Origin of the sequence: Streptomyces sp. 11-1-2, assembly GCF_003595545.1 — a bacterium.
GTDB lineage: Bacteria > Actinomycetota > Actinomycetes > Streptomycetales > Streptomycetaceae > Streptomyces > Streptomyces hygroscopicus_B.
This window is the reverse complement of the sequence record NZ_CP022545.1, coordinates 11,413,622-11,439,176: the sequence shown is the minus strand read 5'-3', so window position 1 is coordinate 11,439,176 and position 25,555 is coordinate 11,413,622. Positions and strand designations below refer to the sequence as shown.

At 67.1% G+C, this 25,555-nt stretch carries 20 protein-coding genes and 3 pseudogenes; 10 read left to right on the top strand and 13 right to left on the bottom strand.

Translation table 11 applies throughout. From position 1 onward, the window contains the following. Nucleotides 1-80 precede the first annotated feature (80 nt). The 6 genes from CGL27_RS48700 to CGL27_RS48675 all read right to left on the bottom strand — a co-directional run bounded on the left by CGL27_RS48700 (nucleotide 81) and on the right by CGL27_RS48675 (nucleotide 6,480). The gene (locus CGL27_RS48700; protein WP_119994081.1) at nucleotides 81-641 is read right to left on the bottom strand and encodes an alpha/beta hydrolase; all 561 of its coding nucleotides are present in this window, start codon (nucleotides 639-641) and stop codon (nucleotides 81-83) included. Next, nucleotides 638-1,969 (bottom strand): MFS transporter, encoded by a 1,332-nt coding sequence (locus CGL27_RS48695; protein WP_119994080.1) that lies wholly within the window; start codon nucleotides 1,967-1,969, stop codon nucleotides 638-640. Before CGL27_RS48695 ends, CGL27_RS48700 begins: the two co-directional genes overlap by 4 nt. Before the next feature lie 30 nt (nucleotides 1,970-1,999). After that, complete coding sequence (locus CGL27_RS48690; protein WP_205587880.1) at nucleotides 2,000-2,920, bottom strand: TauD/TfdA family dioxygenase; 921 nt, start codon at nucleotides 2,918-2,920, stop codon at nucleotides 2,000-2,002. A gap of 40 nt (nucleotides 2,921-2,960) precedes the next feature. Continuing rightward, nucleotides 2,961-3,932: a quinone oxidoreductase gene (locus tag CGL27_RS48685; RefSeq protein ID WP_119994079.1), complete on the bottom strand. Its 972-nt coding sequence runs from the start codon at nucleotides 3,930-3,932 to the stop codon at nucleotides 2,961-2,963. Nucleotides 3,933-4,037: 105 nt separating this feature from the next. Next, on the bottom strand, nucleotides 4,038-5,096 hold the full coding sequence (locus tag CGL27_RS48680) for a 3-keto-5-aminohexanoate cleavage protein (protein WP_119994078.1): 1,059 nt from the start codon (nucleotides 5,094-5,096) through the stop codon (nucleotides 4,038-4,040). Nucleotides 5,097-5,457: 361 nt separating this feature from the next. Then, the gene (locus tag CGL27_RS48675) at nucleotides 5,458-6,480 is read right to left on the bottom strand and encodes an AraC family transcriptional regulator (protein WP_078646568.1); all 1,023 of its coding nucleotides are present in this window, start codon (nucleotides 6,478-6,480) and stop codon (nucleotides 5,458-5,460) included. Between the two features lie 197 nt (nucleotides 6,481-6,677). Here CGL27_RS48675 and CGL27_RS48670 point away from each other — a divergent pair, with 197 nt between their 5' ends. From CGL27_RS48670 to CGL27_RS48660, 3 genes and pseudogenes are all read left to right on the top strand, one after another. Further along, complete coding sequence (locus CGL27_RS48670; protein WP_162953246.1) at nucleotides 6,678-7,796, top strand: TauD/TfdA family dioxygenase; 1,119 nt, start codon at nucleotides 6,678-6,680, stop codon at nucleotides 7,794-7,796. Then, nucleotides 7,793-9,283: a long-chain fatty acid--CoA ligase gene (locus tag CGL27_RS48665; protein ID WP_119994076.1), complete on the top strand. Its 1,491-nt coding sequence runs from the start codon at nucleotides 7,793-7,795 to the stop codon at nucleotides 9,281-9,283. The genes CGL27_RS48670 and CGL27_RS48665 overlap by 4 nt, the downstream gene beginning before the upstream one ends. A 45-nt stretch (nucleotides 9,284-9,328) precedes the next feature. Continuing rightward, a pseudogene (locus tag CGL27_RS48660) lies at nucleotides 9,329-9,831 on the top strand (transposase). A 582-nt stretch (nucleotides 9,832-10,413) separates the two neighbouring features. Here CGL27_RS48660 and CGL27_RS48650 read toward each other — a convergent pair. Continuing rightward, a complete protein-coding gene (locus tag CGL27_RS48650; protein WP_162953245.1) occupies nucleotides 10,414-12,786 on the bottom strand; it encodes a hypothetical protein in 2,373 nt (790 codons plus the stop codon). A 231-nt stretch (nucleotides 12,787-13,017) separates the two neighbouring features. Between CGL27_RS48650 and CGL27_RS48645 the strand changes: the two genes are divergently transcribed. Continuing rightward, nucleotides 13,018-13,659 (top strand): winged helix-turn-helix domain-containing protein, encoded by a 642-nt coding sequence (locus tag CGL27_RS48645; RefSeq protein ID WP_346345778.1) that lies wholly within the window; start codon nucleotides 13,018-13,020, stop codon nucleotides 13,657-13,659. Nucleotides 13,660-13,930: 271 nt separating this feature from the next. Here the strand turns inward: CGL27_RS48645 and CGL27_RS48640 are convergent, their stop codons facing one another. From CGL27_RS48640 to CGL27_RS48625, 4 genes are all read right to left on the bottom strand, one after another. Beyond that, entirely contained in the window at nucleotides 13,931-14,902 is a 972-nt protein-coding gene (locus CGL27_RS48640; protein WP_119994074.1) for an arabinan endo-1,5-alpha-L-arabinosidase, read from the bottom strand. A 218-nt stretch (nucleotides 14,903-15,120) separates the two neighbouring features. After that, on the bottom strand, nucleotides 15,121-15,354 hold the full coding sequence (locus CGL27_RS52890; RefSeq protein WP_240450907.1) for a hypothetical protein: 234 nt from the start codon (nucleotides 15,352-15,354) through the stop codon (nucleotides 15,121-15,123). Nucleotides 15,355-15,600: 246 nt separating this feature from the next. Continuing rightward, nucleotides 15,601-15,819: a hypothetical protein gene (locus CGL27_RS48630; protein ID WP_203348624.1), complete on the bottom strand. Its 219-nt coding sequence runs from the start codon at nucleotides 15,817-15,819 to the stop codon at nucleotides 15,601-15,603. A 228-nt stretch (nucleotides 15,820-16,047) separates the two neighbouring features. Further along, nucleotides 16,048-16,680: a hypothetical protein gene (locus CGL27_RS48625; RefSeq protein ID WP_119994073.1), complete on the bottom strand. Its 633-nt coding sequence runs from the start codon at nucleotides 16,678-16,680 to the stop codon at nucleotides 16,048-16,050. 958 nt (nucleotides 16,681-17,638) lie between these two features. Here CGL27_RS48625 and CGL27_RS48615 point away from each other — a divergent pair. Next, nucleotides 17,639-19,042, top strand: coding sequence for an isopeptide-forming domain-containing fimbrial protein (locus CGL27_RS48615; protein WP_119994071.1), 1,404 nt, complete (start codon nucleotides 17,639-17,641; stop codon nucleotides 19,040-19,042). Nucleotides 19,043-19,335: 293 nt separating this feature from the next. After that, a pseudogene (locus CGL27_RS52885) lies at nucleotides 19,336-19,467 on the top strand (transposase); the annotation flags it as partial. A 272-nt stretch (nucleotides 19,468-19,739) separates the two neighbouring features. Here CGL27_RS52885 and CGL27_RS48605 read toward each other — a convergent pair. Continuing rightward, the gene (locus CGL27_RS48605) at nucleotides 19,740-20,366 is read right to left on the bottom strand and encodes an isochorismatase family protein (protein WP_119994070.1); all 627 of its coding nucleotides are present in this window, start codon (nucleotides 20,364-20,366) and stop codon (nucleotides 19,740-19,742) included. A gap of 217 nt (nucleotides 20,367-20,583) precedes the next feature. On the opposite strand from CGL27_RS48605, the gene CGL27_RS48600 reads away from it, so the two are divergent. Together CGL27_RS48600 and CGL27_RS53725 are read left to right on the top strand one after the other, a co-directional pair. Continuing rightward, entirely contained in the window at nucleotides 20,584-21,078 is a 495-nt protein-coding gene (locus CGL27_RS48600; protein ID WP_119994069.1) for a MarR family transcriptional regulator, read from the top strand. A gap of 334 nt (nucleotides 21,079-21,412) precedes the next feature. Further along, nucleotides 21,413-21,707 (top strand): annotated as a pseudogene (locus CGL27_RS53725) (IS630 family transposase); the annotation flags it as partial. Between the two features lie 441 nt (nucleotides 21,708-22,148). On the opposite strand, the gene CGL27_RS48590 reads toward CGL27_RS53725, so the two are convergent. Beyond that, a complete protein-coding gene (locus tag CGL27_RS48590; RefSeq protein WP_119994068.1) occupies nucleotides 22,149-22,802 on the bottom strand; it encodes a TetR family transcriptional regulator in 654 nt (217 codons plus the stop codon). A 99-nt stretch (nucleotides 22,803-22,901) separates the two neighbouring features. Between CGL27_RS48590 and CGL27_RS48585 the strand changes: the two genes are divergently transcribed. Further along, a complete protein-coding gene (locus tag CGL27_RS48585) occupies nucleotides 22,902-23,927 on the top strand; it encodes a hypothetical protein (RefSeq protein WP_119994067.1) in 1,026 nt (341 codons plus the stop codon). A 403-nt stretch (nucleotides 23,928-24,330) separates the two neighbouring features. After that, the gene (locus CGL27_RS48580) at nucleotides 24,331-25,227 is read left to right on the top strand and encodes an aminoglycoside phosphotransferase family protein (protein WP_119994066.1); all 897 of its coding nucleotides are present in this window, start codon (nucleotides 24,331-24,333) and stop codon (nucleotides 25,225-25,227) included. The last annotated feature ends 328 nt before the right edge of the window (nucleotides 25,228-25,555 follow it).

Genomic DNA, 25,555 nt, shown 5'->3' with positions numbered 1-25,555 from the left:
GACTCCCTCCTGCCCGGGATGAGTAGGAGGGAGTGCGAGGAGACCGCCACGTCAGGTCAGTTGGGCACTTCGGACGAGGCTCAGATGAGCTCGCGGATGAATTCTTGCGCCTGAGGCCATTCGCCATAGCCGGAGGCGGGGTTGAGGTGTCCGACGGGGCCGAGGACCGCGAGGCGGCTCCCCCACGCCCGCGCGAGGTCGGCGACGCGATCGGCATCGGCCAGTGGGTCGTTGGTGCTCGCTGCGACGATGCTGGGGAAGGGCAGCGGTATCCGCGGAGTTGGCGTCCAGCCGTTTTCGCCCAAGGTCTCCGGAGTGGGGTAGCCCTCCGGCAACGGGTTTTCGAAGTCCGGCGGCGCGGCCAGCAGCGCCCCCTTGACCGGACGCTGGTGCCGTTGCGCCCAGTGCACGGTGGTCATCACCCCGGCGCTGTGGGCGACCAGCACTACCGCGCCGGAGATGTCCGACAGCACCCCGTCCAAAGCGGCGACCTGGGCGTCGCAGGCCAGCCCGTCCTTCTCCAGCGGCGGCACCGAACGGCAGTTTTCGATCTTGTTGGCGAGGATGGTCTGCCAGTGGTCCGACACGTGATCACGCAGTCCGGGGACTATCACGATCGTCGGCGATGGGGTGAGGCTCATGACGAATACTCCGGGGTCGTGACCGCCGGGTCGGGGAGTAGCCCCAGGCGGCGCAGATCCTTTTCGTAGGAGGACCTGCCGATGGCGAAGGCCATGCTGCCTGCGAGCGCGACCAGCGGAACCACCTTCAGCGCGCCGAGCAGACCCCAGCGGTCCGCGAGCATGCCGGTCACCGCGGGCCCCGGGGCGAGCCCGAGCAGACTGTTGGCCAGGGTGAGTGTGGCCATGGCCGTCGCCGCGATGCCGGCCGGGGTCAGCCTCGCCACCATGGCAGCCGCCGGGCCGGCGGTGCCGCCGACCACCAGGGTCCCGGCAGCGATCAGTATGAGCTGCGGCGGCCCGGTGGGCAGCTGGAATGCGGTCATCAGCAGAACGAGCGACCCGAGGCTGCAGGCGGTCGCAACGGTCCACTTCCGGATCCCGGCCCCCTTGCTGAGGCGGTCCGCGACGACCCCCCAGAGGATCATTCCCGTGCCGCTGAGCAGCGCAAAGCCCCCGGCAGCCAGTCCGGCCTTCGCGGTGGCCATGTCGTAGTAGCGGTTGAGGAAGCTGGGCATCCAGGCCAGCAAGGCCATCGTGAGGAACATCTGGGCCCCGCTGCCGATGTAGGCACAGACGACGGAGACCGAGGAGAACAGCCGCCGCAGCTGGGGCCCGAGGGGAGCACGTTCACCGGACCGGCCGCTGTTCTTGCTCGCGGCCGACCCAAGCCTCTTCTCGGTGACCACGAGACCGTAGACCGCGGCCAGCACCAGTCCGAAGGCCCCCATGACACCGAACGCCCAGCGCCAGCCGTACGCCTCGCCTATGACGCCGCCGACCGACACGCCCAGCACAGATCCGAACGACCCTCCCGCCATGAACGCGCCGGAGAGCGTGGCCCGCAGACGGACGGGGAAGACGCTGAGGACCACCGCGATACCGACACTCCCGTAGGCCGCCTCTCCGACGCCCACCATGAACCGGCCCACGAACATCTGGCCGTAGCTGGCGGAAACGGCGCAGCCCAAAGTCGCCAGACTCCACACCACTGCGGCGATCACCAGCATCTTGACCCTGCCCCACCGGTCCGCGAGGAGCGACAGGGGGAAGGTGAGCACACCGACCATCAGGGCCACGATGCCGCTGAGCGACCCCAACTGGGAGTCGGAGACCAGCCATTCGGCCTTCAGCTGAGGAAAGACGGCGTTGAGGACCTGTCGCGACATGTAGTCGGACAGCAGAAGCCCGAAACTCAGGGCGAACACCAGCCAGGCATAGCCGCGGGATACGGCCGGTGTGACGGGAGACGTCTCCGGCGCCTTCATGGCGGTCGTGTGCAGTCCCATGGGCGTCACCTTTCGGTCGTCGGCCAGGGCTCAGAAGGTCCGGTCACCAACGATTCCGGCGCGCTCCATCTTGCGGACGGCGGGCCAGTAGTCCTGAACCGCGTAGTGCTGTGTGGAGCGGTTGTCCCAGATGGCGAAGCTGTTGTTCTGCCAGCGCCAGCGCACCTGGTACTCGGGGACGGCCGCCTGGCTGATCAGGTAGTTCAGGAGGTTGCTCGCCCCGGGCGCGTAGTCCTGGCCGAAGCGCACGTTCTCGGGCGTGTGGTAGTTCACGAGGTGAGTGGTGTAGGCGTTGACGAAGAGGATCTTCTCGCCGGTCTCGGGGTGGGTACGCACCACCGGGTGCTCCGGGTCCGGGTACTGGGCCTTCAGCTGGTGGCGCCGCTCCATCGGCATGCGGGCACCGAAGGTCGCTTCGATGCTGTGTCGTGCGCGCAGGTCGGCGATCTGCGTCTTGATCTGCTCGGGCAGCCTGCGATATGCCTCGGCCATGTTGACCCAGATCGTGTCGCCGCCCACCTCGGGCCCCTCGACGCAGCGCAGCACGGCTCCCATGGGCGGGCACTCCCGCCAGGTCGCGTCGCAGTGGAGCGCGTTCTCGTAGCGCTCGGGCTTGCTGTCCAGGTCCTTGTAGATGCGGACCAGCCCAGGGTTGTCCGGGTCGCTGCCGAGCACCGGGTGGTCCTCCAGCGGGCCGAAGCGCGAGGCGAAGGCGACGTGCTCGGCACGGGTGATGTCCTGGTTGCGCACGAACAGGACCTTGTGCTGCAGCAGCAGATTCTTGATCTCGGCGAACAGATCGTCGTCGCGTGCGGCGTCGCCGAGGTTCACGCCGAAGAGTTCGGCGCCGATGGTGCAGGTAAGCGGCTCAACGGTGAGGGAGGTGCGGAGGACGCTCGGGCGCACCAGGGCCGGCGCGTCGTCTTTCGCCATGGGGATGGTCTGGGGCATGGTGCTCACTCCTGGGATGGCTGAGGGGGACACGGTGTGCTCAGAGGACGAAGACTGAAGATCCCGTAGTTCGTCCCGCCTCCATTTCGCGATGTGCCTGCACCGCGTCCTGGAGGGCGTAACGCTGATTGATCTCGATCTTGATGCGGCCGGCCGCGACATGTCCGAACAGCTCGCCCGCCAGGGCGGCCCGTTCGGCCGGTTCGGCTATGTAGTCGGCCAGCGCCGGCCGGGTCACGAACAGCGAGCCGTGGATGGCCAGTTGCATGGCGTCGAGCGGCGGGACACCGGAGGCCGTACCGAAGCACACCAGCAGGCCGCGGCGCTGCAGCGAGGCCATGGATCCGGCGACGGTGTCCTTGCCGACGCTGTCGAAGACGACCGGGACACCCTTGCCACCGGTCAGCTCGCGCACCCGCTCGGCCACGTTCTCGCGGCGGTAGTAGATGATGTGGTCGCAGCCGTGGGCGCGGGCGATCTCGGCCTTCTCCCCGCTGGAGACCGTGCCGATCACGGTGATGCCGAGCAGCTTGGCCCACTGGGAGAAGATCAGGCCGACGCCGCCGGCCGCCGCGTGGAGCAGTACGGTGTCGCCGGACTTCAAGGGATGGATACGGCGCAGCAGGTAGGACGAGGTGAGGCCGCGCATGGTCATCGCCGCGGCGGTCTCGCAGCTGATCTCCTCCGGCAGCTTGATCAGCGAGTCCGCGGGCATGACCCGCTCCGTGCTGTACGCGCCCAGCGGGCTGCCGGTGTAGGTCACGCGATCGCCTACGACGACATGCGTGACGTCCTGGCCCACTGCCTCGATCACACCGGAAGCCTCCACGCCGAGCCCCGCGGGCAGCGGAGCCGGGTACAGGCCGGTACGGAAGTAGGTGTCGGCGAAGTTGAGTCCGACGGCGATGTGCCGGATCCGTACCTCGTCCGGGCCCGGGTCACCGACGGCGGCCTCTTCCCACTTCAGGACGTCCGGGCCACCGGTCTCGTGGAAGCGAATGGCATGTGCCACTAGTTGCTCCGTTTACTCATGTGCGGGGTGGCGGTCACGGGCCGAGGGCGGAATCGGCCGGGGCGGATGCCGTGCTGGTTCCGCGACCGCCGCTAACGGGTTGGGTCAGTTCTTGATGTCGCGCAGCATGGAGCCGCGCCGGCCGGGACGGCGGTTGGGCACCATGCCGAGCTGGGCCAGGGTCTCGTCGGTGTCCGAGTACCACTCGCCGATCTTGTAGATCTTCTTCGCCTCCTGTCCGGTGGCGATCTCCCGGCCGAGCACGTTCGCGATCTGGACCATCTGCTCGACCTGCGCCACGGACGAGATCCGCTCGCCCTTGTGTCGCCACAGGTTGTCCTCGTTGCCCACCCGCACATGCGTGCCCAAGGCGATGCCGATCGCGTTCATCGGCGCCACCGCCCGCATGGATGCCTCGACGGTGAGTACGGCGCCGTCCGGGACGCGGCGGATGAACTCGACCAGGTCGGCCGGGTGCCGGCCGGCGAACCCGCCGCCGATCGCGACGTAGTTGAGCACCAGCGGGCCGTGGTAGACACCCTTGCGGATCAGCCGCTCCACGGTCTCCAGCTGTGACAGGTTGGCGAGCTGGAAGTGCGGCTGGATGCCGTTGGCGCGGAGCCGCTCGAGGTGCTCGAGGTAGAACTCCGGCCCGGCCTCGACCACCATGTCCCGGTAGGCCTGGTAGTACGCCGGCTTGGAGATCGAGGTGCCCTCGATGTCCTCGTCGTCGAAGAGCTCGACGATGTTCATCTGGTTGGTGTTGATCGCGATCGTGACCTGGTCCGGATGGGGGGTGATGTCGGCCAGCATGTGGCGGGTGTCGTAGCTGAGCCACTTCGCGCCGGAGCCCTCGTCCTCGGGGGCGAAGGAGATCGACCCGCCGATCTGCAGGACCATGTCCGGCACGGCCTCGCGCAGCCGGGCCATCAGCTCGTTGAACATGGACATGCGCTTGGAGCCGTGGCCGTCCAGCTCGCGCACGTGAATGTGCAGCACGGTGGCGCCGACGTTGTAGCAGTCGACCGCCGCCTGCACGTGCTCGTCCATCGTGAGCGGGAGGTCATCGGCGTCACCGGGCAGCCACTCCGGCCCGTAGGGCGCGGCCTGGATGACCAGCTTCTCCTGGTTCTCCGGATACAGGGAGTCATCGAAGAAGTGCACGGTCCATCTCCTTTGTCGGATGGTCTTCGCTCGCCGCGCCGTATGCATCGCCGCATGCGATGCAACGTCTGAGGAGGACGGCGAGGGTCGAAGCGGGATTGCGGACGGGATTCCCGGGCTCGCTAGGGGCTCGGATACGATCAGCGGGTCCCGGCAGGGAGCATGCGGCCGCGGGCAGGGTCTCTGCCCGTCCTGGTGAGGTCGGCGGTGTCCCTTGCGGTAAGGCAACGTTAAGGGCCGGTTACGCCACCCGCTTGACCGCCGGTGACATCCGACTTATCACTTGGGGACCGGCCTCCCCGGCCGACGTCGCCCCGGCCTCGAATCGAGGCTCAAGCCGAGGCGACGGATCGCCTGGTGGTCACTCCTCGCCCGAGTGCTGCCGCCTCGTCCGCCGGAGACGCCACTCCCTCGGGCTGCAACCGAACCGCTCGCTGAACCACCGTGAGAAGGCGCTCGGTGCGGAGAACCCCAGCAGCCCGGAGATCTCTGTCAACGAGCGGCGCTGGTTCGCCACGAGTTGCTCCGCGAGCTGAGTGCGCGTCGTGTTCAGGAGGGAGGAGAACGACTCGCCCGAGGCCGACAGGTGCCGGTGAACGGTTCTCCGGTCGACGCCGAGGCTGCAGGCGACCTGCTCGATCGAACAGCGCCCGGTCGGCAGCAGGACTTCGATCAACTCGCGCACGCGATCCGCCACGGTCGTGTCCCTCGAGACCGCGATGGAGTCGAAATACTGCCGCGCGTAGGTGTGGAGCAGCGGGTCCGACATGTGGTTGGGAACGCTGAGATCACTGGCATAGAAGACAATCCCGTTGAATTCCCGGTCGAACTCCACCACGGGACCGAAAACGCGCCGATGTGTCCCGATGTCTGATGGTGCGCTGTGCGTGAAACACACGGACACCGACTGCCACCGAGCACCGAGGAAACCGCGGAGGACCTGGTGGAAGACACCCACGGCCAGCTCTATGGCCTGGCGGGCCGGCATGGCCTCACCCGGCTCCAGGGCCACTTTGAGGGTGGCCAGGCCGTTCGCCGCGGAGAGCCGACTGTGGAGCATCTCGTTGTACATGTGCTCATGACGGACGAGAAGCTCGACCGCGCTCCGGACATCAGGCTCCTCACGTATGACCAGGCTGATGGGGCCAAGGTTGGAGAGGCGGCGGCGCTCAGCCAGGAGCAGGCCGAAGTCCTCGCGGCACGAGGCCGCCGCCGAGAGCTCGAGCAGCTGGGTCACGGCCACACCGGAAATCCATCTGTCCTGGACCGCGAGGCCGACGGGGTCCAGCCCCACCCGCTTCATCAGGATCCGCGGGTCGATGCCGAGCGACCGGCTGAGCTCGACGTAGCTGTTCAGCGCCGCGTTGCGGACGAGGGGCTTCATGGGCGTTCTCCAGCGGTTGTCCCCCATTGGTAAGTCACATGACATGCCAGGTCAAGCAGTGCGCCAGATCGCGACCTAACGTTGCATCGCCGCGAAAGCTCACCGCCCGGCATTCGGCACCCCAGCCGACCGGAAATCCACGGAGAACGCCACCCGTGACACCGACTCGACGGACACACGATCCCAGGGAGGCCACCATGACCAGCGTGATCAAGATGCTGCGCCGGTCGTACACCGGGTCGGCCGTGTGGAACGGCCCGGACTTGGCGGACTCCGACGAGTGGGTCCTGCGACTCACACCGGCGCAGATCGACGAGCTCGAGGCGGCTCTGCGCGTGGTGCGCGATCGGGGCGTTCCGCTGTTGAAGGTGAGCGCCGGCGACTTCCCGCTGCCGACCCTGGCCGGAGAGTTGGAGCGCATCGCCGACGTGCTGGAGAACGGACACGGCTTCGTGCTCATCAAACGCATTCCGGTCGAGCGGTACAGCCGGGCGGCGGCGAGCACCATTTTCTGGGGACTGAATCAGCACCTGGGTACTCCGGTGTCTCAGAACGCGGCAGGCCACGTGCTCGGCCACGCCCGGGACACCGGCCGAACCATGGCTGACCCCGCGACGCGCGGCTATCAGACCAGGGAAGGGTTGCCGTTCCACACCGATGGCTCTGATGTCCTCGGACTGCTCTGCTTGCAATCAGCCCGCTCCGGCGCACGCACCGCGGTCGTCAGCTCTGCCGCGATCTACAACGCCGTGCTGGCGCGGCGACCGGAGCTGGTCGAGCGCCTGTACCGCAGGCATTTCCTCGATCGTCGGGAGGAGCAGGCCCCTGGCGAGAGGGCGTACTACGCGGTTCCGCTCGCGTGCTGGTACGGGGGCAAGCTCAGCATCCGCTACAACCGCAGTTACCTCGAATCCGCACAGCGCTTCCGCGAGGTCCCCCGTCTGGAGCCGGCGGACGTGGAGCTGTTCGATCTCATCGACGAACTGGCGGGGTCCCCCGAGCTTCGGCTTGACGTCGACTTCGAAGTGGGCGACCTGCTGCTGCTGAACAACCACGCGGTGCTTCATTCCCGCACGGAGTACGAGGACCACACCGAGGCCGAGCGGAAGCGCCACGTGCTGCGGCTGTGGCTGGCCTTGCGGCAGGGGCGCGACCTGCCGCCGGACTTCTGGGGCGATCCGCACGTCACCGGCGGCCCCGGCATCGGCGGGATCGCCCCCCGCGACGTGATCGCGAGACAGCACACCGCCGGCCTTGGCGGCTCCCGCCGCCTGCGGCGACCGCCACTATCCCAGATTTTGAGGGGAGCCGTATGAACAACCTCGCCGCACTCCTGGCGGAATCGGCTTGGGCCGATGGGCACCGAGTCGCCATTCGCCAGGACGAGATCCACGTCACCTATGCCCAACTGAACGATGCCAGCGCCCGGGTCGCCACACTGTTGCACGCCAAGGGCGTGCAACAGGGCGATCGCGTCGCGCTGGTGATGCCCAACGTCACCTATTTCCCCGTCGTTTACTACGGGGTCCTCCACGCAGGCGGCGTCGTGGTGCCGATGAACCCGCTGTTGAAGGCATGCGAAATCGCGTTCATCCTCCGGGATTCCGGGTCCCGCATCGTGGTGACGTTCCCGCTGTTCGCGGATGAGGTCGCGACGGCCGCGGCAGAGGTCGGCGTCGAGCGTCTGGTCACCGACCCCGCGGCATTCGACAATCTCATGCGAGCCACCGCACCGGCTCCCGCGATCGTCGACCGGGGGGAGGACGACACTGCCGTGATCCTGTACACCTCGGGCACGACAGGAACCCCGAAGGGCGCCGAGCTGACCCATCGCAACCTGATGACCAACACGGCCACCACGGTCGAGACAGTGCTCCATGTCGGGCCGAACGACGTGCTGTTCGGCGGCCTGCCCATGTTCCACGCCTTCGGACAGACCTGCGCTCTCAACACCGCCGTCGCTGCCGGCGCTACGCTGACCTTGCTGCCGCGGTTCGAGCCGGCCAAGGCGCTGGAGATCATGGACCGGGACGGGGTCACCGTCTTCCTGGGTGTCCCCACGATGTACACGGCCCTGCTGCACGCCGGGATCCGCGATGGCCACGACCTCTCGCGGATGCGCTTGGCCGTTTCCGGGGGTGCTTCGTTGCCGGTTGAGGTACTGCGCGGCTTCGAACGGGAATTCGGCGTCACCGTGCTGGAGGGCTATGGCCTCTCGGAGACATCGCCGGTCGCTTCGTTCAACCCTCCGGACCGGCCACGCAAGGCCGGTTCGATCGGTCTCCCCATCCGCGGAGTGGAGTTCAAACTCGTCGCGGACGATGGCACCACGGTCGGGCCGGGCGAAGTCGGTGAGATCGCGATCAGCGGCGAAAACGTGATGAGGGGGTACTGGAACCGTTCGGATGCGACTGCGGAGGCCACCCGGGACGGGTGGTTCCACAGTGGCGATCTCGCCCGCGTCGACGAGGATGGCTACTACTTCATCGTCGACCGGAAGAAGGACCTCATCATCCGCGGCGGATACAACGTCTATCCGCGCGAGATCGAGGAGGTGCTCTACGAACACCCGGCCGTCGCCGAGGCCGCTGTCGTCGGCGTGCCGCACGAGATCCACGGGGAGGAGGTAGCCGCTGTGGTAACCCTCCGGGAAGGCGCACAAACCACGGCTGGTCAGATACGCGATTACGTCAAACAGCGGGTTGCTGCCTACAAGTACCCGCGGATCGTCACGGTCACCGACAGGCTCCCCAAAGGAGCAACCGGCAAGATCCTCAAACGGGAGATCGTTGTCAGGCACTAGGGTCCGTCTTCAAAGATCATCCGGACAGTGGATCATGGTGGGGTGATACGCCGCCATGAACCCACCGACTCTGAGTGGGAGTTACTCGCTCCTTTGATACCGCGGGCCGCGACAGGCCGACCTCGGGTGGCGGACCGGCAGGTCATCAATGGCATGGTCTACAAGATCCGTACCCGGATTTCGTGGCGTGACCTGCCGGAACGCTACGGGCCATGGAAGACGGTGTACACCCGCTTCCGCCGCTACGCGCTCGACGGCGTGTTCACCCGGGCCTTGCAGCAGATCCAGGCCCGGGTGGACGCCGCCGGTGACATCGACTGGCTCGTCCAGATCGACTCCACCGTCGTCCGGGCCCACCAGCACGGAGCCGCGACCGGCCGAAAAGGGGGAGGCACCGGCAGGACGAACGTCGGCGCAACACCATCGAACGCTGCTTCAACCAGCTCAAAGGCTTCCGCGGCATCGCAACGAGATACGAGAAGACCGCCACGTCCTACGAAGCGGCGGTCACGCTCGCCTCATTCCTGCTCTGGGCAAGATCCGCTTGAAGACGGACCCTAGCAAGCTCTGCCAGGGCTGCTCGCTCAAATCGTCAGTCGGCGAACGGTGCTCAGGCGGGGGCGCCGAGCTCCCTGCGAGCGGTACGAAGCAGGATGCGTGGGGCGTCCTTAGCCTGGCGGGCGGGCTCGGGGGAATCGAAGATGGCGGCTGTGGTCATTGCGCCCTCGGCAAGGAGGACGAGGTGGTCGGCGAGCCAGCTGGGCGCCTCCGCGGCGGCCACGAGGTCGGCGACGTACTGCCGGAATGCTGAGCAGGACGGAGACCAGGGTGTATCGCCGTACGCGTCGATCACGGGGGTCGGCCAGATGACAGAGCCGCTCAGCCGGCGCGGGGATGGCGCGGTGTTGACGGGACGGCGTCTTGGTCAGGCAGACGGTGGCAGACTGACGACACATCGAGGCTCCGGTAGTACAGGGCGACTTGGGAAGGTCACCCCTTCAACCGGAGCCTCGATGCCTGCGTAGCGGCCACCTCCCGCATCGTCATACGTCCGTGAGCAGCCGCCTTCTCGTCAAGACCGCGACTTTGAATCAGCCCTGTCCCGCTGACTGAGGTCGGATGCAGCCGGATCAGGCTTGACCTGTGACCTTGCCATCCCTCGTGACCCTCATGGTGACCACCCCGCCGGCCGGGACTTCGACTCGCGGCCAACCAAGGAACGCCGTGTACCCAAGGGGGCGGGCTGATTGGTGGGCCGTTTCCGCCAGCACCGACACCCGTGCCGCGTAGGCCGTGTCGTTCGTCAAGCGGACTACGGCGGCATGACGGCTCTCGCGGACATATTCAGCCTCGACATGGTCAAAGGGAAAGAGGACTCCTTCCCCGGGCCGCACGTAGATTCCCGGAAGTTCGAGTGCCATCAAGATGCCGTTGGTCTCGGTCCAGGAGTTTCTCGTCTTGATGAAATTGCCGACGGCCCCCTTGCCCTCTGCATCGCTGGGCTGGATCCGCTCCATGCTCGAACCGATTAGGTAGTCGGTTGTTATATGTCCCGGCATGTTGACGGCCTCGGCGTGGGCATGCTGGATATCCCTGATGAGTTCAGCGTACTTCTTTTTCCCAGTCGCTCGATATAGCTTGAACAGGTGGTCTGCGGAGGACGTACAGACGCCGGGCGCGGCATGCTTGTTTTGGCTGCTTGCCCAGACCGCGCCGGCCATCCTTCCATTCAGTTGCGCAATATCGCTGCCCGCCGGAAACAGAGGATCGTACGCAAGCGTCCAGGACGAGCACAGTGCGGCTTGGACCTTCGCGCGATCCAGCCAACCCCTCTTTCCGGTGTACTGGTACAGCGCCATGAATGACTCCAGGAGACCAAATGCCGATTCGGAATCCGCATCCTGTGAAATATCCGCGCACGCCCCGCTGGTGAATCCACGGGACTTGATGTCGCGCTCATAGTAAAATTCGGCCGCTTCCTCGGCTACGGCCAACCAGTCCGGACAATGGAAGTATTCAGCTGCCAGGGCAAGCCCAGCCGGAGCGATGGCGCCGGCCGTCGAGTTGTAGACGGCGATATCGCCTGTTTCGGGCACGATGTACTGACCGAATTCTCCGTGCTTTCGCCAGATCCGGGTGAAGGCCGTGGCCAGGCCACCTGCGGCCAATTCCCAGGATTCCTTGATGGCGCCGCCATGCCCTTGCGCCTTCAGGAGCATCAAATGCTTGATCAGCCAGAAGAGTACGTCTCCGTTCTTTCTCACCATCGCCTGTACCGCTGGAAAGTCGGGGTGAGCCTTCTCTGAGCGGATCGCGCCATCTTCGCTGATGAAGCCGTAGAAAAATCCGCTTCGCCCCTTCATGCGGGAACAGACGAAGTCAAGCTCCTCGGAGACCCTGCCGCGTTCCGTCGGGTCATTCAGAGCCAACATGGGGTAGGTGTTGATCATGCCGCTGACCCAACCCAATTGAAAGTGCTTGGAATTTTCTGGCAGATAGTACCTGCCAGCCTTGGTTTCGGTGAAATTGCCCCGGCAGATGTCGGTGCCAAGCTCCGCCAGCTTGCTCATCGGAAGCAGGTTGCGGGGCGCGGTGGGGCCAGTAAGCGACTTTCGCACATCCATGAACTTTTGCAGGACTGCCGGAATTCCGTCAGCATCGAAGGTGAAGACCCGGAAGCGAATCGACACCGAGTCACCGGGAGCCCAGTTCGACGCCCTATCCTCGCTCGGTCGAAAGTCGCCGAAACCGGCCACCTGCTGGCGCACGACGGGCGCCGAAATACGGAATTCACAGCTTGCCCTGCTCGCACTCTCTTCAACTGAGAGTCCGCTATTGCCCAGTCGGGTTCCTTGCTCCGTGAGGACGATCCAGCCCTTCCTCAACTTAGGCGAGAAGAAGCTCATCGCTGGGGCGGCAGTAGAGCAGGTTTCCAGCTCGATCCGCGAAGGCATCGCGACATCGAAGGCCAGTCGCGGGTTGTTCGATATCGTCAGCGGTGTCCGGGAGTTGTAGTACATGTCGACCGGGTAGTCCGGATTATATCCATCGCCGATGGCCCGATAGCGATTGCCGTTATAGACTATTCCGGGAATCATCACGTAGTTCGCGGTCTCCCAGTTCCTGAATGGGAAATCGACAGAAATCGCGGTCTGTTCTGCTTCCCCCTTCTCCAGAGTGCATGTCAGGGTGACCTCCCATCCGTGATCATCGGGCACCCGCCGCGTCTCCCACTCCAGCTGCCACTGCCGCGGGCCGTCGGTCAGCGTGTCGCCGTCAAATTCTTGGGCCTGACGCAGCGTCGTGCCCTCATATTTCCGAATCAACACCCGGAGGGAGCCGTGCAACTCTCGCAGAGAACGGCTCAATCGCCCAGCCTGGCCACCCGCTCCAGCAGCCCCTGCGTCGAGCGGTTGGGCTCGCGAGATCGTCGGTTCGAGAGCGATCTTCGCGCCGACTCCGGCGGCCGCCAGCAGAGAAAGGCAGTGTCTCCTGTCGAGCATTCTGCAACCATCCTCGCGTGTGTGTTCCTGTGGCAGAAGCTTCAGATCAATGCCGGTACCATGCCACGGCCTGCGAGGGGCACGCAAGGATACATCCGAAACATTTCTCCTTACCCACGGCGTCTCCTGCTGAGCTCCCCCGGCGTGTCCGGAGACCTTCCAGTTACTGACCTTCAGTGCGTGATGTCGTGGGATGCTGACGGGTCGTGAAGCCTGCGGTATGCCCTTGTCGTGAGGTTTCCGCAAGGCGGTGGCCTGACCGCACAACGACGTGCCGCCCGCGAGCGGCTCCGGCTCCGGGCTACCGAACGCTTCGCCGTCAAAGGGGACAGCACCTCGATCGCCAAAGACCTTCGGGTGAGCGTGCGGTCCGTCCAACGCTGGCGCCGCCGGTCCTGGAAAGCCCACGGTCCGCCGGGCCTGCGCTCCAAGAGCCCAGACTGCCTCCCGGCGCTGAGCGAGGAACCGTTCGCCGTGTTGGAAAGAGAGCCGGCCAAGGGCCCGGTCGCACACGGCTGGCCGGACCGGGGCCCTGGCCCGGATCAAGACGCTGATCAGGCGGCGGTTCCACAAGAGCGACACCATCCAGGGGCGGCCGCCCTGCTCAAGCGGCAAGGCTTCGGCTGCCAGGTGCCAGCCCGGCGGGCGAGCGAGCGCGACGAGGAGGCCGTCGCGGGATGGGCCAGCAACACCGTGGCCGGTCATCCAACGCCTTCGACCACTCCTCGCGCTCGAGCCGGTGCGGCCCCCGCAGCAGGCGGCCGACCGGTTGTGGATCCGGCAGTCCGATGCCGCGTCCCCGGCTGCCGTGCTCAGGACCGTGTGGGGGGCGTCCGCGCCCGGCCGCGGGCCGGTGTCGAGTTCAAAGCGTGAGGTGGCGAGCAGCTTCCGGGCGTAGGGGTGCGCGGGTGTGGTGAATACCTGGTCCCGCGGGCCGCTCTCGACGATCCGGCCATGGCTCATGACAGCCACGGTGTCGGCGACGAAACGGACCGCTGCCCTGTTGTGCGAGATGAAGAGCATGCCCACGCCCAGCGTGGCTTGCAGGCTTCGGACCAGATTGAGCTACGCCGATTCGGGAACCACGGGCCGCTTGCCACAATGTTCGAGCAACATACTCCGACCCCAGAGCGGCCTGTGGCAGTCAGTACGCGGTGGGCCAGCCGCCGGACCAGCTCAGCAGGTTCACGCCCAGCTTCGGGGTGCCGTTGTCCTGCCCGTCGTAGTAGTGGTAGACGAGCAGATCGCCGTCGACGTCGCTCATCACCGACTGCCCGCCGGGGCCGATGTACCGGCCGTGGGATTCGAGGACCGGGGTGCCGCCGTTGTTCATCATGTTCACCCCGCTCTTGTCGTAGTACGGACCGGTGGGGCCGGTGGCGCGGCCGACCTTGATCTTGTACGTGGAACTGGTGCCCGCACAGCAGGTGTCGTACGACGCGAACAGGTAGTAGTAGCCGTTGCGCTTGACGACCGACGGGCCCTCGATCGCCTTGGTGCCGGTGGGCCGGGAGGCGATGGCGTAGACGGTCCTGTCGCCCGCGTACTGCTTGCCGGTGGCGGGGTCCAGGCGGATCATCTTCAGCCCCGACCACCACGAGCCGAACGACAGCCACCACTTTCCGTCGCTGTCGACGAAGAGGTTGGGGTCGATGGCGTTGTAGTCGCTGCTTCCGGTGGTGGAGTGCACGATGCCGCGGTCGGTCCAGGTCCCGGCCCTGCCGCTGGGGGAGGTGGCGAGGCCGATGGCGGAGTTGCTGGAGCCGAAGGACGAGACGGCGTAGTACATCAGATAGGTGCCACCCTGGTACGAGATGTCCGGCGCCCAGGGGTCGTTCTCGGCGGAGTACGTCCGCCACCAGGAGAGCGGGGCGGTGAAGGCGCTGCCCGAGCGGCTGAAGGCGATCCGGTCGGTGGAGGTGCGGGCCTCCAGACCACCATGGGTGGAGTAGAGCAGATAGGTGCCGTCGGTGGCGCGGACCATCGACGGGTCATGGACGACGGTGTCGCCCGTCACCCGGCCGGGGTTGGGGTACGCGGAGGCGCTGGTGGGGAGCAGGGCGAGCAGGAGTGCGGTGGGCAGGGGGAGCCATCTGGTGCCGCGGTGCGCTTTCATGGGCGGTTCTCCTCTCGTGGGCCTGGAGTGTGCGCGTTCTGCGAACGAACTGACGAGATGTCAAGTCTATTCGCGGGACACGCATATGAGCCCTGGACAGAAGCCAGGGCTCTTCCGGGCGAGGAGTTGTTTCCGCTTATCGGTGTTCCGTCTCCCAGTTCGCCCTGCTGGCCGGATCGGGCCGGGGTAGCGCGTCGGGAGCCCCGTCTCCACCACCATCACCGAGCTCGGGGCGTCGGCGAGCACGGCGCCTCCAGCTCGACGCGGACGGCACGGCCCGATCTGAGCTCATTGACGCGGGTGTACGGGCTCCTGGGGTGGACGAACACCTGCTCGTCCTCCTCGAACCAGGCGTCGATGGCCTCCCACCGGAAGCTGACATGGCCCACGATACCGGAGGGCGCGTCCTCGCCCCACTCCCGGGCCGCGCCCGGGCGGGTGAGCGAGCCCACCTGGAGAGTCTGGCGGCGCGCTCCGCCGACCTTCAGCTCCAGGTTCCACCCTCGTCGCCGAGCGCCCCTCGACGATGTCGTCGCGGGGCACGCAGTACTGCGGATAGCCGGGCAAGAGCCACACGTAGCGCGCCCGCACGGTGTCGAAGACGGGGCGTCCGGCCACGATGCCGCGGATGCGGCGCGGCACGGGCTCCACCTGCCCGACCGGAACGATCATCGCGGGATAGTCCGGTGCGTACTCCGTCATGCCTCTTCCAATGCCTCTCCGAACTCGCGCAGCGCCTTGCCGTGCTGGCTGTGGGCCAGCCCGTGCCCGACCGCTATGGCCGCCGCCACCGGCCATTCGATGATCCCGATGGCGGCCATGACGCCGAGCCCGGCGAGGAAGCAGAGCTGCTCCCGCGACGGCAGTTCCACCCGCCGCCCATCGATCTGGACGGTCACCGAATGGCGCGCGGACACGATCTCGGCCGCGGCGCGGGGACCGCGGGATCGTCTCCTCGCGGCCGGAGCCGATGCCTGTCCCCGGGAGGATGCGCTGGTGCGAGGGGCTGTCCTGGTCGCTTCGGACATTGCTTCGATCCGTTCAATCCGCTCGTCGGCTATGACGGAGATCCGCGCGATGGCTCTTCCACCGTAAGCCCACTTCCCTGGCTCATGCGCGTTGCGGGGTCGGCTTGGGCGGTGAGGTCAGACCTGATCGTTCTGCGGTGGGGTGCGCAGCAGGTGCCGTGTGCGGCGGATGACGTCGCGCTGGGCGGGGTTGCAGAGCTCCCGTAAGGCCTTCTCGATCGTCCGCCCGATGACGCGCGCGCTGCACGGGTCGTCGAGGTGCGGGGCGACGCCGTAGCGATAGGACACCACCCGGGATTCCCGCCACCGCCGGTCACCGAGGATGTAGGGTCCCTCCTCGCCGGACGTGGCACGGGCCAGCGCCTCCATCAGCTTCCTGGCGGCAGCCTCGTCGGGTGGGTAGGCGGCGATGAACTTCCCGCTCTGTGGACGGTAGGCCTGCTTGTGGTGAAGCATGATGAAGAACGGCGACGAGCGTAAGTGCTTGAACGGCACTTCCCGCTCCACACACATGGCCGCGGCGGCGTCGAGCAGGTCCTGAGCCCGCTTGTAGGACGCGGATCCATGGACCTTCCAGCCATGGGTCACCGTCGGCGCGCCCGGCGACCTGTGCATGGCCCAGATTCCCGACTGGTTCCGCCTCCAGTCGTCCGGTACCACGCTTGCTCGGTAGACGGTCCCGATATCATCGGCCTCTTCCAACGGGCGGTAGAAGTCCCGGTGCGCTTGCACATAAGGCAAGTAGTCCATCGTGCCACCTGATTGCCTCGTCGCCGGATGGTGCGTCAGAGCGAAAGCGATCGGAATTCCACTGGTCCGGACCTGGCGCGCGTCGATACGGAACCGGGTCCTGCCGGCACTCGAGCGCCGACGGTCGACAGTCAAAACCGTGCCGCCACGGCATGGTCAACCACTGTCACGCGGAGGGGACGCTCACCAACGGGCCCGACTCGCCCGCGAGATGCACGACGTCTTCTCCCACCAGGTCAGTCTGATCGCCGTACAGGGCAGGCGCCCTCCAAGTCGCCTCCCGGGGACACCGATTCCAAGGAGCGAGCACACACCATCCGCGCACTCGGCGTCGGCACCCTTGACCAACTGCGCCACATGGCCGCCCAGCTGCACGAAGGCACCGGGGGCCAGCCGCCAGCTCGCCCACGAGGTCGGCAGCCCGAAGCGCGGCGCCAGGCGGCCGAGGCCCTCGATACGGAGAGCGGCATCGGTCCGGGGCCACCACCGTCCACGGGATGCCGACGCGCGACGCCATGGGAAGCTGCGCGCCCCCTCGAAGCGCAGTCGACACCCGGTGGATCCGGCAGCAGCGCCACGTCGGCACGGTCACGGTCGGCGCCACACTCGCCGAGGTGGGTCGTGATCGGAAGACCGGGAGCGTCAACTTCGCTAGTGGCTGATTCACCCTGCGCGGGGGTGAGCGCGGGTAGTGCGACGGGCGCTTTCGGCCATGACAGGTGTGGTGGGTGAGAGTGGGGAGGCACGTGCGGTGGGAGGGGTGTGCCGACCAGCGGCGCGTTGGGACGGCGGGGCGGGGGTGTCCGGGGTGGGGTGCGCAAACGTGCTGCGCGGGGTTGGCCGGACCCACTCGCTAATCACTTTACGTGTTTACATGAACGCGTTGTGCTACTGACTGTTTCGGCGCCGCCACGGCCCAGCGGTGCGTTCCAGCGGCATCGACTCGAGGGACATCACCATGACCACACCTCCTGCTGCTCCGCTCCGGGTTGCCCTGGCCAACGGCAGCTTCGAAGAGCCCGCCGTAACCGGGGTGGAGATTCTGCCGGACGCCTCACAGACGCAGGCGGCCAAGCGGGTCCCGGGCTGGCTCACCAGCGCCTCCGACCACATGATCGAGCTGTGGCGGTCGGGCTTCAGCGGTGTGCCGGCGGCTGAGGGCGTCCAGTTCGCCGAGCTCAACGCGAACCAGGTCTCCACGCTCTACCAGGACCTGCCGACCACGCCCGGCACGAAGCTGTACTGGCGGCTGTATCACCGTGGGCGCCAGGGCGAGGACACCATGGCGCTGGACATCGGCGCACCCGGCTCGGTGGTGGAGCAGAGGCGCTTCACCGACGGCAACACCGCCTGGGGTTACTACACAGGCACCTACACCGTCCCGGACGGCCAGACACTGACACGCTTCGCCTTCCGTTCCGTCTCTGCCGCCGGCGGCAACCGCAGCATCGGCAACTTCCTGGACGGCATCTTCTTCGGCACCGCTCCCTACGTGACGCTCGCCAAGACCGCTATTCCCGCCGGGCCGCTGGAGGTGGGCGACGCCGTCACCTACCGCATCACCGCCAAGAACGAGGGCGGTGGCGGGGCCGAGAAACTCATCCTGACCGACGCCATCCCCAAGGGCACGACGTATCTGCCCGGTTCCCTGCGTATCGTCGACGGCCCGAACGCCGGAGCCAAGAGTGACGCGAAAGGTGACGACCAGGCGTACTACGACGCCCAGGCGAACAAGGTCGTCTTCCATCTCGGCAACGGCGCTTCCGGCGTGGAGGGCGGCAGCCTGCCCAACACCGCGTCCCTTCCGCCGGGCACGACGGTGGAGTACCGGGCCGTCATCGACCGAGCCAGCGGCGGCAAGCAGATCAGCAACACCGCCTCCGCCGCCTACGAGAACCGGCTCGGCCAGACGCCGGATCCCTTGACGGCCACGTCCAACGAACAGATTACGGAGGTCAAGCCGGCTGCCGACCTGACCGTGGCAAAGGCAGCCGACGCGACCACCGTCACCGTCGGCCAGACCGTGACCTACCGCATCACCGTCCACAACACCGGCCCGAACCAGGCCACCGGCGTCACCGTCACCGACCAACTCCCCGACGGCCTCACCTTCCTGTCCGCCAACGGCACCCCCGGAAGCTACGACCCGGCCACCGGGCAGTGGACCGTGGGCGACCTGGCCGACGGCGCCACCGCCACCCTCGTGCTGCGGGCCAAGGCCACCAAGGCCGGCCGGATCAACAACACCGCCATCGCCACCAGCAACGAAAAGGATCCCGACACCACCAACAACACCGACAGCGTCACCGTCTGCGTCGAACCCGCCCCCTCCTGCTGCGACCCCTGCTCCCCCCAGAAGTAGCCCCCAGGACACACCACGCCGACTCCCCCCAACACCCCCGGCACGCCTCCTGCGGGAGACACGGCCGGGGCACGGCCGCAGAAGACGCTGCGGTCGAAGACACAGGTGACCACAGACAGGCAACCGGCCTTCTCCACGCCCCGTGCCCATGCTCGGTTCTTGATATCGCCCGCGGCCGCCGCCCGCACTCCTCTCTCCGCGCCCAGCCACTCTGACGATGACGCCGTCCTTGTAGCGGGTGCCGGAGTGTCCCGGGCGGCTGAGCCGGTCGAGGACAAGCTCGGTGGCCGTTTCCCCGTGACCGCAATGGGTCGTTCGAGCCGCGACTGGTGCCCCAGCACGCACGGCGCACGGCAGGGTTCAACCAGCCAATCCTGTCGCTGTACACCCGCGGCACGAGCGTGCGGGACATCCGCTCCCACCTGGCCGGCACGCACGGTCAGGGGGTCCGCTCGGAAGGGCGAGGGTGCCACGACCTGGATGACGATGCTGTCCGAACTGCGCAACCGCGCAGTGGAGGACGTGTGCATCATGGCGTACGACCGCCCCGTGAAGGTGCTCTACTCGACGAACCCGATCGAGTCGATCAACGCTTCGACAGGCTCAACACCACCTGGTCCCAAGAGACTTGCACAGAATCACCGACACGCCCGACCAGGGGTGCGACGGCCGAGGACCAGGTCGGCCAGGCGGGTCTCTAGGCTTGGTAGGCGGCGGAGATCTGGCCTGCCAGGACGGCGAACGGCATATCGAGGGCGGCGTAGAGGGCGCCCGATTCGGGCGCGGCATTATCGGCCAGGGCCTCGACCATGAGAGTGGCGTAGTCACTGACGATGACGCCCGCCTGCTGCATGCGCAGCAGTCCGGCCTCTCGCTTGGCCTGGCTGAAGGTGCCGGAAGCGTCCACGGCGACGTATGCGTCGTATCCGGCGGCCGTCGCAGAGATCGCGGGCAGTGCCGCGCACACCTCGAGCGACACCCCGGCGAAGATCAGCTTCTTCCGGCCGGTGGCCTCGATGGCCTCACGGACCCGGTCGTCGTGCCAGGCGTTGACCGTGCTGCGGTCGATGATCTCCTGTCCGGTCGGCAACGCCTGGACCAGCTCAGGGGCGGTCGGCCCCCACATGCTGTCGGCCGCGGTGGTGGTAACGACCAGCGGGATCTCCAGTACGGTCGCCGCGCGTGCCAGCGCCACCACGTTGTGCTTGAGCTCCCCGAGCGGAATGTCCCGGACCCCAGACAGGAGGGCCACCTGGTGGTCGATCAGCACCACGGCGGTGTTCTCGCGGGTGATCGGCTCCAGGAACTTGCTGTGCTCGCTCATCTTCCGCTCCCTCGAGGGTTGATTCACAGCTCCATTGGTCACTAATCTTGATAGTCAATTTTACTGACTTCTTCAGGGTACGCCTCGCCCCTGGGGAGCGCAAAGACCGGACGGGGCGTGTCCCCCGAGGCCAGGTGACGATGCCCGAGCCCATCGGTGGCGACTAAAATCGCTGGTCACACAGCAATGGCGGACGACCGCCGAGACGGGAGAGGCGTTGACCGGGAACCAGAGCGCGGAACCGGACCTCGGCGTACTCGCCGCCAGGGTCCTCTTCTCCGTTCAGCGCGAGCTGTTCACCGCACTCGCCGAGCAGGGCTTCGACGATATCCGGCCCCGCTCCGGCGCCGTCCTGGCCTATTTGCGCCCCGACGGCATCCGTGCCAGCGAACTCGCCCGCGCCTCCGGACAGCACAAGCAGGTCATCGGCTCCCTCATCGACGACCTCGAACACCTCGGTTACGTCGAACGCAGGCCCGACCCCGCAGACCGCCGCGCCAAACTGATCCACCCCACCGAACGCGGTCTGCTCCAGATGGAAGCCGCCGCCCGCATCATGCGCAGCATCGAGGAACACCGCGCGAAGGCACTGGGCGAACGGGAGTACGCCACATTCAAGTCGGCCCTCCAGCGCGTGGCCGACTTCCAACCCAAGGCCCGATACGACAGACTCGGCGCCGGGACACAGCCAGGGCAACCGAGCGGCGGGTGACGGCCAACTGAGCCCAGGTGGCCAGGGGTCGGCGTCGGTGGGCGCGAGGTCCCCGCGGCCGGGACCCGGCAGCGGGAACAGCCCGGTCGGCCACATGCCGAGGAACGCCCCCACCGCGAGGACGCCCCCGCGCACCCGCACCCTGGGCACGATGTCCAAACGCATCCCCGATGCAGTCGGCCGGCGTTGATGCCGCCCCCCGTGGTCGCAGTCGGCCGGGCCCCTTCCAGCGGTGGGTCGGCATGAGCGACGTCCTCGTCCTCGGCGTCGTGGCCCTCGACGCGGAGCCGGGCCGTTCACGGCGCGGGGGCGGCCGTCTCGGTGCTGGGCGCGGTCTGCTCACGAGGGCGCCGACATCCGCCGCTGGGCGAAGAAGAACAAGGTCGAGCTGTGCTTCACCCCGACCTACGCCTCCTGGGCGAACCCCATCGAGGCCCACTTCGGACCGCTGAGACAGTTCACCATCGCCAACCCCAACCACCTCAACCACCTCAACCACCCCAATCACCCCATGCAGACTCGGGCTCTGCACGCCTACCTGCGCCGGCGCAACGCCAACGCCCGCCACCGCCACGTTCTGGCCGCCGAACACATGGAACGTGCCCGCACCCGCAGAGGGCATCCGCTGAGGCAGACGCCCCTCACGAAGCTGCAGCCCGACCCCGACTCCGTCCTGACCTGCCGCGCAACCCCCATTGCCCCCTACCCTTCGACCGACCGGCGGGACATCCAGCCGAGCGCAGAGATTACCGCCCCATGTGCGTCGGGGTTCGGTTGCCCAAGTCGGTGAACGTATGTGGTCAGAGCGCTAGGCAATGCGACGCTCCCGCTCCCCCGCTCCCCCACACGATGGGCAGCCACAGCGGTTCACTTCAGGCCCTGCCCCAATGAGCATTCAAGAGTGGCCAACTCGCATGCTCGGACGGCCAAGTCATTCGTTGAGGATTACCTCGTGCCAGGAGCGCGGTGGCTGAGGAAGGCGGCGGCCAAATGCAAGCCTGTGGTGGGCTTCCGGGGCTCGCCGCGCATCAGCGGCCGATGCCTGGGCGCCGATACCGCGAGGGGGGAGGTCACTGATGCCAGCGGTGGCGCTCTCCTTCCTCAGCGGCGTCGAGTGCGGGGATGAGTGGTGCGAGCGTGGTGCGGAGCAGGTCCGGTAGCGAGCCGGACGGCACGACGAGTCCGCCGGCCGCGCAGGACGCGGCCGTTGTCTGCAGCCATTGTCCGAGAGCGATGCGAACCGCGGCGGCCACGCTCGCCGCGAGCACGTGGGCGGTGTGCGGCTCCGCATCGCCGAGGCGTTCGGCGATCGCGTCGGTGAGGGGATGTTCGATCGCGGTAGCGGTATCGACGAACGCGACACGCAGCGTAGGGCTGGTGGCGATCAGCAGCAGTGCGTCGCGGCCAGGCTCACCCGGATCGGTGTACTGATCCACGATCGCCTCGATGACGGCGTCGGCGAGGCCGATGCCAGCGGGCCGGTCGGCCACCGCTGCGGCGACCCGCGCTTCCCGTTCGCTGGTGACAGCGGCGACGATCGCCTGTTCCCTGCTGGAAAAGTAGTTGTTGTACGTCCTCGGTGAGACGCCGGCGGCCTCGGCGATGTGGTCGACGCGCACGTTGTCCGGTCCGCGTTCGAGGGCCAGCCGCAGTGCCGCCGCGCGCAACGCCTCCCGGGTGGCCTGCTTCTTCTGCTCACGCAATCCCGTCCGCCGTGTCGTCACCGTCTCAGCATCTCAGCTTCAATGCGTGCACGCAAACTTGCGTGCACGCATTTTTTGCTTCTACTCTGGCGCCTCACCCCGACAGGAGGGACCAGAGCCATGAGAGCCAACGGCATCAGCTACGACACCGGCTTCGTCCGCAACGGAGAGATCTCCCGCGAGCACTTCGACCCGGACGTGGTCAAGCGCGAGCTGGGCATCATCCGGGACGACCTGCACTGCACCGCGGTCCGCGTCATCGGCGGCGATCCCGGGCGGCTGGAGCTGGCAGCGACGTACGCCGCCGACCTCGGCCTGGAGGTCTGGTTCTCGCCCTACCCCCTCGAGCTGACCACCGAGGAGATGCTGTCTCTGTTCGCCGACTGCGCCGAGCGGGCGGAGCGGCTCCGGCAGCGGGGCGCCGAGGTCGTCTTCGTCGCCGGCGCCGAACTGAGCCTGATGAACAAGGGGTTCCTACCGGGCGACACCCAGGAGGACCGGCTCGAGCTGCTGCTCAACCAGCGGGACCGCCTGGCCGACCAGGTCGGCCGAATCAGCGCACAGGTCAACGACTTCCTCGGCAACGCCGTGGCACTCATCCGCCAGCGATTCGGCGGCAGGATCACCTACGCCGCCATACCCCTCGAACGCATCGACTGGGCACCCTTCGGCTTCCTGAGCATGGATCTCTACCGGTCGGCCGAGATCGCCGATCAATTCGCCGAGGGCGTCCGCACTCTCGTCGCGCAGGGGAAGCCGGTCGCGATCACCGAGTTCGGCACCGCCGCCTACCGCGACGCGGGCGACAGCGGCGGCCGCGTTCTGGAGGTCCTCGAGTTCGACAAGGACACCGGCGCGCCGGTCCGCTTGAAGGGCGAGTACGTCCGCGACGAGTCCGGTCAGGCCGCATACCTGCGCGAGCTGCTGGAGATCTTCGACGCCGCAGATGTTGACAGCGCCTTTGTATTCCTCTTCGCGCTCGACAACTTTCCGCACCGCCCCGACGGCGATCCCCGCGACGACCTCGACCTGGCCAGCCCCGGCATCGTAAAAGTTCTCGACAACCGCCGAGGAAACACCTACCCCGACATGCCCTGGGAACCCAAGGCCGCCTTCACTGCCCTCGCCGAGCACTACCGCGGCTGACCATACCCTCCGGCACCAAGGCCCTGCTTGCCAACTACGGTGCTCAGACTTCGCCAGCTACGGCGCTCAGTCACAGGTAGCCGCAGACCACCATCGCGGCCGCGACACCAGCGATGGTGCCGCTGAACTTTCGGGGCGAGTGCTCACGCACGGGATCACGCACACGCCGAGGCGACGTCTCGCCCGGGGAGCGGTCATCGTGAGCCGAGGCCCGGCCACTGCCCCGTTTGGTCCGGAGCCGTGTCGTTCGGTCTCGTCACTTCTCTGAACTTGGGGCCGGTCTGTCCCGAGACTCTGATCCGTAGCTCTGTGAAACCGAATTGGTGATGCCAGAGGGATCACAGCGAGATGTTCCGGAGAGCGAGAGCCCTCTCCGTCTGCCGCCTTAGTACTGTGATTTCGCATGACCGACACCGAGATCGAGATCACCGCAGACCTGGTCCGCGAGCTGCTGGAGGAGCAGCATCCAGACCTTGCAGGGTTGGCCATCCGCGAGGTGGCGGGCGGCTGGGGCAACCAAATGTGGCGTCTCGGGGACGAGTTGGTCGTGCGCATGCAGCGCATGGACCCCACCCCAGAGCTCCAACTCAAGGAGCGGCGGTGGCTACCCGTGCTGGCCCCGCGCCTTCCGCTCCCGGTGCCGACCCCGGTGCGGTTCGGCGAACCGTCCGAGTGCTTCCCCAAGCACTGGACCGTGATGACGTGGGTTCCCGGCGAGCCGCTGGACCACGGCTCGATCAGCCGCGGCGTCCACGCGGCCGACACGCTGGCGGGCTTCCTCCGGGCGCTCCATGTGGAGGCGCCCGCCGAGGCGCCGATCGCTACGGACCGCGGTGCCCATCCCAAGAACTACACGGACGGCTTCGAGAACTTCTTCCAGGCCGTTGCCCCCGACGACATCGCTGCCGACGTCCGGGCCGTCTGGGAGGACGCCGTTGCGGCCCACGCGTGGGAGCGCCCGCCGGTGTGGGTGCACGGCGACCTGCATCCCGCGAACGTCGTCGTCTCGGACGGAACGCTCTCGGGCATCGTCGATTTCGGTGACATGTTCGCTGGCGATCCGGCGTGGGACCTCGCCGCCGCATGGGTGCTGCTACCCGCGGGCACGGCCTCACGGTTCTTCGACATGTACGCGCATGCAGATGAGGCGGCGATCCGGCGCGCCCGCGGGCTGGCCGCTATGAAGAGCCTCTTCCTGATGCTCATGGGACAGAACGGAGATCGGGGCCTTCCTGGCGGCAAGCCGAACTGGGGACCCGCAGGCCGGACGGCACTTGATCGTGTTCTGAAGGGTGTTTGATGCACGCTTTTTTGAACCTGTTCTCGATCTTGATTGAGGGCCATGCGGCAGCACACCTTCGTGGGTCCATCGATCACCACGTGTGGTGGGGATGCCAAGGTCCACGGCCGTATGCTGCCCGTGGCCCCGATCGAGCTGGCGGAGCTTCTCCTCAGCGCCAGCCAGGCTGACCTGGAGACCTTCGACCTCGCCGAGCCAGCCTTCCGTCTCGGCTTCGGCGATTCGGGCGATCAAGTTGTCGCGGATCTCGGCAAGCCGTGCCCGTTGGGACGGGTCAGGTCGGAGGAGCGGGCCAAGCCCGCTCCGATGAATCCGTTCAGTCCGCGTC

What these genes read in the sequence shown, in the direction of transcription:
- CGL27_RS48625 (WP_119994073.1), bottom strand. Translation starts at nt 16,680, where the DNA reads ATGGACTACTTGCCTTATGTGCAAGCGCACCGGGACTTCTACCGCCCG.
- CGL27_RS48640 (WP_119994074.1), bottom strand. Translation starts at nt 14,902, where the DNA reads ATGAAAGCGCACCGCGGCACCAGATGGCTCCCCCTGCCCACCGCACTC.
- CGL27_RS48580 (WP_119994066.1), top strand. Translation starts at nt 24,331, where the DNA reads ATGACCGACACCGAGATCGAGATCACCGCAGACCTGGTCCGCGAGCTG.
- CGL27_RS48690 (WP_205587880.1), bottom strand. Translation starts at nt 2,920, where the DNA reads ATGCCCCAGACCATCCCCATGGCGAAAGACGACGCGCCGGCCCTGGTG.
- CGL27_RS48700 (WP_119994081.1), bottom strand. Translation starts at nt 641, where the DNA reads ATGAGCCTCACCCCATCGCCGACGATCGTGATAGTCCCCGGACTGCGT.
- CGL27_RS48650 (WP_162953245.1), bottom strand. Translation starts at nt 12,786, where the DNA reads ATGCTCGACAGGAGACACTGCCTTTCTCTGCTGGCGGCCGCCGGAGTC.
- CGL27_RS48695 (WP_119994080.1), bottom strand. Translation starts at nt 1,969, where the DNA reads ATGGGACTGCACACGACCGCCATGAAGGCGCCGGAGACGTCTCCCGTC.
- CGL27_RS48670 (WP_162953246.1), top strand. Translation starts at nt 6,678, where the DNA reads ATGACCAGCGTGATCAAGATGCTGCGCCGGTCGTACACCGGGTCGGCC.
- CGL27_RS48665 (WP_119994076.1), top strand. Translation starts at nt 7,793, where the DNA reads ATGAACAACCTCGCCGCACTCCTGGCGGAATCGGCTTGGGCCGATGGG.
- CGL27_RS48605 (WP_119994070.1), bottom strand. Translation starts at nt 20,366, where the DNA reads ATGAGCGAGCACAGCAAGTTCCTGGAGCCGATCACCCGCGAGAACACC.
- CGL27_RS48615 (WP_119994071.1), top strand. Translation starts at nt 17,639, where the DNA reads ATGACCACACCTCCTGCTGCTCCGCTCCGGGTTGCCCTGGCCAACGGC.
- CGL27_RS48585 (WP_119994067.1), top strand. Translation starts at nt 22,902, where the DNA reads ATGAGAGCCAACGGCATCAGCTACGACACCGGCTTCGTCCGCAACGGA.
- CGL27_RS48675 (WP_078646568.1), bottom strand. Translation starts at nt 6,480, where the DNA reads ATGAAGCCCCTCGTCCGCAACGCGGCGCTGAACAGCTACGTCGAGCTC.